Raw genomic sequence first — 6576 nt, 5'->3', positions numbered from 1 at the left:
CCGGGCGAGGTCGCCCTGGAAGCCGCCCGCCACCAGGCCCGGCGCGTGGTGGACACCGCCGCCGCCCTCAAGGCCGGCCGCGCCACCACCTGAACGATCCCCCCCGCCCGGGGGGTGCCCGGGGGTGCGGGGCGCAGCAGCCCGGCCGGGCCGGGCGGTGTCGGTCAGCACCGCACGGGCCCAGCCGGTGAACAGGGGCCAGGCCGGGGGCACAGCCGGCTGCGTGGACCGGCCCGAGGGGGCGCCCCCGGCACCCCGGCGCGGCCCAGGCAGCCCCCTCGCCCCCCCGGGGGGCGCCGGCACGGGCGCCTCCCGGGGCGAGGGGCCCTGCCTCGCCCGCCTCATGTCCTTCGACGACGCAGCCCCGCGCAATGTGAGGCCGCCGCGCAAAGATGTGCCCGCCCCCGCCCGGCCACCCGCCCCGGGGCGGGCGGCCGGGCTCCCGCCGGCCCGGGCCGGCGCCCCGCCCGGCCCCGCCCGTGACCGGGTGCGGCGCCGGGCCGCCACCGGGTGGCCCGCCACCCCATCCCGCAAAGGAGACCGCCCCGAATGAAGGGCTCCACGCTCTACCGATCGATCCAACAGCGCGGCCTGCACCTGGGACTCCTGCCGCAGATGGCCGCCGCCCTCAACGGCGCGACGCCCATCACCCTCGACCACGACCTGGACGCCCTGCCCCACCTCGGCCGGCGCCTGACGGTGGCCCGGTTCGCCGACGCCGTGGACGACCTGGCGGCCCGCCTGTGGGCGGCCGGCGTACGGCCCGACGAACACCTGGTCATCCACAAGAGCGCCAACGCCGACATCTGGATGCTCGGCGCCGCCGCCTCCCGCATCGGCGCGATCCCGGTGATGCTCTCGCCCGCCCTGGACGCGACGACCGTGGGCGCCCTCATCGAACGGGTGGGCCGGCCCACCCTGCTCACCGACACCGCCAAACTCACCGGCCCCCCCGGCCGGCCGGGCCTGCAGCAGCTGCCGCTGGCCGAGCTGACCCGGCGGGTGCTCACCGTGGCCGGCGCCCACCCCGCCACCCAGTCCCTGGCCGCCCTGGCCGGCGCCCCGCGGGTGTCGCCGGTGGTCCGCCCCCTGGACGAGGCCGCCGTCATCACCCACACCTCCGGCACCACCGGACTGCCCAAACTCGTCGTGCACACCCCCCGCACCCAGGGCATCCGCCTGGTGCCCCAGTGGCGTCTGCTCTCCCTGATGCGCCGCAAGGACCCCGTCGCCATCCACATCCCCTTCGTGCACTCCCGGATGGTCGCGGCGATGTCCCTGGCCCTGCTCAAGGAACTGCCGATCCTGCTCCTGAACGACTCCGACCCCAACAGCATCGCCGAGCAGTTCGCCGCCCACCGGCCCGGCTTCGTGGAGGCCCTGCCCAACTCCCTGATGGACTGGGAAGACCTCGCCGCCGACCCGCGCCGCCCGTTCGCCTCGGTGAAAATCTTCTCCAGCACCTTCGACGCGATCCACCCGCGCACCATGAGCCGCCTGCTCAACGCCTCCCGGCGCCCCGGCGCCCTCTTCTTCCAGATCTACGGCCAGAGCGAGGTCGGCCCCGCCGTCGGACGCGCCTACTTCCGCACCTCCGCCCACAAGGCCAACGGACGCTGCGTGGGCTGGGCGATGCCCCTGGGCGCGGCCAGGGTCCGCGTCGTCAGCCGCGACGGCCGGCCCCCCACCCAGGACCACCCCGGCTTCATCGAGGTCGCCTGGGACGGCCTGGCCAAGACCTACTTCGCCGAACAGGACCGCTACGCCGCCAACCGCAACGGCGCCTGGTGGCGCACCGGCGACGTCGGCTACCGCACCCGCCTGGGCTGCCTGCACATGCTCGACCGCGAAGTCGACATGATCGAAGGCATCACCAGTTCCCTGGAGGTCGAGGACGTGGTCCTGGGCCGCCTGCCCGAACTGAGCGAACTGGTCGTCGTCCCCGGCCCCGGCGACGAACCCGTCCCGGTCATCTGCACCACCGACGACACCCCCCTGGACCCCGAGCGCTGGCGCACCGCCGTCACCGACTTCCCCCAGCTCGCCGCCCCCGTCCAGATCCCCCAGGCCGAACTCCCGCGCACCGCCACCCTCAAGGTCCAGCGCCTGGCGCTGGCCGACCACCTCCACCAGCGCCTGAACGACCCCGCCTGACCGGGCGGGCAACGGCGGGGCCGGGCCGGGGCGGGGGAGGGGCGCAGCGCCGCCCCTCCCCGGCGCCCGGCCCGTGCCCGCACCCCGGCGGGAACGGCGGTGCGCCCGGGGGCCCGGGGAGGCCGCCCCGGCTCCGGTCGGGCCGCCCCCCCCGGGCACCCCGGGGCACCGCCGTACCCCGCTGCCGCGCCCGGGACGCCCGACAGCCCCGGACGCCGCCCTGCCCAGCGCTTCGGCGTCAACTCCCTGGACGTAGAGGGGAGGTGGGGTGTGGCGACTGCCGCTCGGCCCGGCGGGCGCACGCCCCCGGTCCGCGAACCTGCCGCCCCTCACCACCTGAGACCTCCTGCACGGCCCGGACTTGGCCATCCGGCACCGGCCACGTCACTCCGGCCCGGACCTGGCCGTCCGGGCACCGGCCATGTCATCCCGGCCCGGGCTTGGCCATCCGGGCGGCCCGGACCAGGCGATCCGGCACCGGCCATGTCATCCCGGCCCGGGCTTGGCCATCCGGGCGGCCCGGACCAGGCGATCCGGCACCGGCCATGTCATCCCGGCCCGGCCGCCCCGGCACAGCCCAAGTCGCCCCGGCCGGTGCCGGTTTCACGGCCGCGGTACCGGTCCGGCACCGCCACACCGTCCCGCACCACAGGGGAGCGGCAGACCACCCCCGCACCCCGGCCGCGCCCCGCCCCCCGCCCGCCCCGTCCCTCACGCCGCCGCGGCCTGGCACCGTCCTGTCCTTCGCGCCGCCGCGGCCTGGCTCCATCCCGTCCCTCACGCCGTCCCGGCCTGGGCGCCGCCGTGGCCCCCGTACCGCCGCGGCCCCGCACCCGCCAAGTGCCGTCCCGGCCGGCCCCCTTCGTCCTTACCGACCGGGCGGGGGACTGCCCGCGCAGCCCCCGCCCCGCGGCCCCGCCGCCGCCCGTCCATCCATCCCCTTCCTGCTGCCCTGGAGAGTCATGTCCCGCCGCCTGTTCACCTCGGAATCCGTGACCGAGGGCCACCCCGACAAGATCGCCGACCAGATCAGCGACACCGTCCTGGACGCCCTGCTCAGCCAGGACCCCGCCTCCCGCGTCGCCGTCGAAACCCTGATCACCACCGGTCAGGTGCACATCGCGGGCGAGGTCACCACCGCCGCCTACGCCGACATCGCCACCCTGGTCCGCAACAAGATCCTGGAGATCGGCTACGACTCCTCGGCCAAGGGCTTCGACGGCGCCTCCTGCGGCGTCTCGGTGTCCATCGGCGCCCAGTCGCCCGACATCGCCCAGGGCGTGGACACCGCCTACGAGCAGCGCGTCGAGGGCGACGAGGACGAACTCGACAAGCAGGGCGCCGGCGACCAGGGCCTGATGTTCGGCTACGCCACCGACGAGACGCCCTCGCTGATGCCGCTGCCCATCGAGCTGGCCCACCGCCTCTCGCGCCGGCTGACCGCGGTCCGCAAGGACGGCACCGTCCCCTACCTGCGCCCCGACGGCAAGACCCAGGTCACCATCGAGTACCAGGGCAGCCGGCCCGTGCGCCTGGACACCATCGTGGTCTCCTCCCAGCACGCCGCCGACATCGACCTGGAGGAGCAGCTCACCCCCGACGTGCGCACCCACGTCGTCGAGCACGTCCTGGCCCAGCTCGCCGACGACGGCATCAAGCTGGAGACCGACGACTACCGCCTCTTCGTCAACCCCACCGGCCGCTTCGAGATCGGCGGCCCGATGGGCGACGCCGGCCTGACCGGCCGCAAGATCATCGTCGACACCTACGGCGGCATGGCCCGCCACGGCGGCGGCGCCTTCTCCGGCAAGGACCCCTCCAAGGTCGACCGCTCGGCCGCCTACGCGATGCGCTGGGTCGCCAAGAACGTCGTCGCCGCCGGCCTGGCCGCCCGCTGCGAGGTCCAGGTCGCCTACGCCATCGGCAAGGCCGAGCCGGTCGGCCTGTTCGTGGAGACGTTCGGCACCGCCACCCTGGACACCGACAAGATCGAGGCGGCCATCGCCCAGGTCTTCGACCTGCGCCCGGCCGCGATCATCCGCGACCTGGACCTGCTGCGCCCGATCTACGCCCAGACCGCCGCCTACGGCCACTTCGGCCGCGACCTGGCCGACCTCACCTGGGAGCGCACCGACCGCGCCGCCGCCCTGCGCGCCGCCGCCGAGGCCGCCTGACCCCCCTTGCCGCCACGGGGTGCCGCCGGGCCCGCACCGGCGGCACCCCACCCCCCACCTGCGCCTGTCTGCCCGCCCGCAGCCCAGAGGCCGACCCTCAGCTTTCAAGGGAGTGCTTTTCTCGTGCGTATCGCCGTGACCGGCTCGATAGCGACCGACCATCTGATGGTCTTTCCCGGCCGCTTCGCCGAGCAGCTGATCAAGGAGCAACTGGAGCGGGTCTCCCTGTCCTTCCTCGCCGACCGCCTCGAGGTGCGCCGCGGCGGCGTCGCCGCCAACATCGCCTTCGGCCTGGGCCTGCTGGACCTGCACCCGCTCCTGATCGGCGCGGCCGGCCTGGACTTCGCCGAGTACCGCACCTGGCTGCAAGAGCACGGCGTGGACACCTCCGCCGTCCACGTCAGCGACACCCTGCACACCGCACGCTTCGTGTGCACCACCGACCAGGACCAGAACCAGATCGCCACCTTCTACGCCGGCGCCATGGCCGAGGCCGCCCGCATCGACCTGGCCGCCGTCACCGCCCGCACCGGACCCCCCGCCCTGGTCCTCATCGGCGCCGACGACCCCGCCGCGATGCTGCGCCACACCGCCGCCGCCCACCGCCTGCGCCTGCCCGTGGCCGCCGACCCCTCCCAGCAGCTGGCCCGCCTGGACGGCGCCCAGGCCCGGCAGCTGGTCGAGGGCGCCCGCTGGCTGTTCACCAACGAGTACGAGGCCGCCCTGCTGCTGGAGCGCACCGGCTGGAGCGAGCCGCAGCTCCTTGACCGGGTGGACACCTGGATCACCACCCTGGGCGCGGGCGGGGTGTCCCTGGCCCGCGCCGGCTGCCCCCGCCTGGCCGTCCCCGCCGTACCCACCGAAAAGATCGCCGACCCCACCGGGGCGGGCGACGCCTTCCGCGCGGGCTTCCTGGCCGGCACCGCCTGGAACCTGCCCCAGGAACGCGCCGCCCAGCTCGGCTGCGTCCTGGCCACCACCGTGCTGGAATCGGTCGGCACCCAGGAGTACAAACTCCTGCCCGCCGACCTGATCGCCCGCATCGACCAGACGTACGGGCCGGCCGCGGCCCGCGCCCTGGAGGACCGGATCGTGGGCACCGCATGAGCAGCGACCAGCGCCGGCGCGCCGACGCCCTGCGCCAGGCCCTGGCCACCCGTGTGGTGGTGGCCGACGGCGCGATGGGCACCATGCTCCAGGACCAGGACCCCACGATGGAGGACTTCCAGCAGCTCGAGGGCTGCAACGAAGTCCTGAACGTCACCCGCCCCGACATCGTGCGCGCGGTGCACCAGGCGTACTTCGCCGCCGGCGTCGACTGCGTGGAGACCAACACCTTCGGCGCCAACCATGCGGCCCTGAACGAGTACGACATCCCCGAGCGGACCTTCGAGCTCTCCCAGGCCGGCGCCCGCATCGCCCGCGAGGTCGCCGAGGAGTTCACCCGCGACACCGGCCAGCAGCGCTGGGTGCTCGGCTCGATGGGCCCGGGCACCAAACTGCCCACCCTGGGCCACATCGACTACGCCACCTTGCGCGAGGGCTTCCAGGCCAACGCCGAAGGCCTCATCGCCGGCGGCGCCGACCTGCTCATCGTGGAGACCACCCAGGACCTCCTGCAGACCAAGGCCGCCCTCCTGGGCGCCCGCCGCGCCCTGGACGCCACCGGCATCAGCCTGCCCCTGGTGTGCTCCCTGGCCTTCGAGACCACCGGCACCATGCTCCTGGGCTCCGAGATCGGCGCCGCGCTGACCGTCCTGGAGCCGCTCGGCATCGACATGATCGGCCTGAACTGCTCCACCGGCCCGGCCGAGATGAGCGAACACCTGCGCTATCTGGCCCGCCACTCCCGCATCCCGCTGCTGTGCATGCCCAACGCGGGCCTGCCGGTCCTGACCAAGGACGGCGCGCACTTCCCCCTGGACCCCCAGGGCCTGGCCGACGCCCAGGAGAACTTCGTCCGCGACTACGGCCTGTCCCTGATCGGCGGCTGCTGCGGCACCACCCCCGCCCACCTGCGCCAGGTCGTGGAGCGGGTGCGCGGCCTGACCCCGCCCGCCCGCACCCCCCACCCCGAACCCGGCGCCGCCTCCCTCTATCAGAGTGTGCCCTTCCGTCAGGACACCGCCTATCTGGCGATCGGGGAGCGCACGAACGCCAACGGGTCGAAGAAGTTCCGTCAGGCGATGCTGGAGGGCCGCTGGGACGACTGCGTGGAGATGGCGCGCGATCAGATCCGTGAGGGCGC

4 protein-coding genes are annotated in these 6576 nt (G+C 74.8%); all 4 read left to right on the top strand.

Translation table 11 applies throughout. From position 1 onward, the window contains the following. Positions 1-549 precede the first annotated feature (549 nt). Positions 550-2154, top strand: coding sequence for an AMP-binding protein (locus ACZ69I_RS38910; protein WP_470837248.1), 1605 nt, complete (start codon positions 550-552; stop codon positions 2152-2154). Between the two features lie 962 nt (positions 2155-3116). After that, positions 3117-4328, top strand: a complete 1212-nt coding sequence (gene metK, locus ACZ69I_RS38905; RefSeq protein WP_467682411.1) for a methionine adenosyltransferase — start codon at positions 3117-3119, stop codon at positions 4326-4328. Between the two features lie 123 nt (positions 4329-4451). After that, positions 4452-5435, top strand: coding sequence for a carbohydrate kinase family protein (locus tag ACZ69I_RS38900; protein ID WP_470837245.1), 984 nt, complete (start codon positions 4452-4454; stop codon positions 5433-5435). After that, a partial coding sequence (locus ACZ69I_RS38895; RefSeq protein WP_470837244.1) for a homocysteine S-methyltransferase family protein occupies positions 5432-6576 on the top strand: 1145 nt, incomplete at its 3' end. The genes ACZ69I_RS38900 and ACZ69I_RS38895, both read left to right, overlap by 4 nt.

It is taken from the genome of Streptomyces sp. NPDC036815 (assembly GCF_055609205.1).
This window is presented reverse-complemented; position numbering and strand designations above follow the sequence as displayed.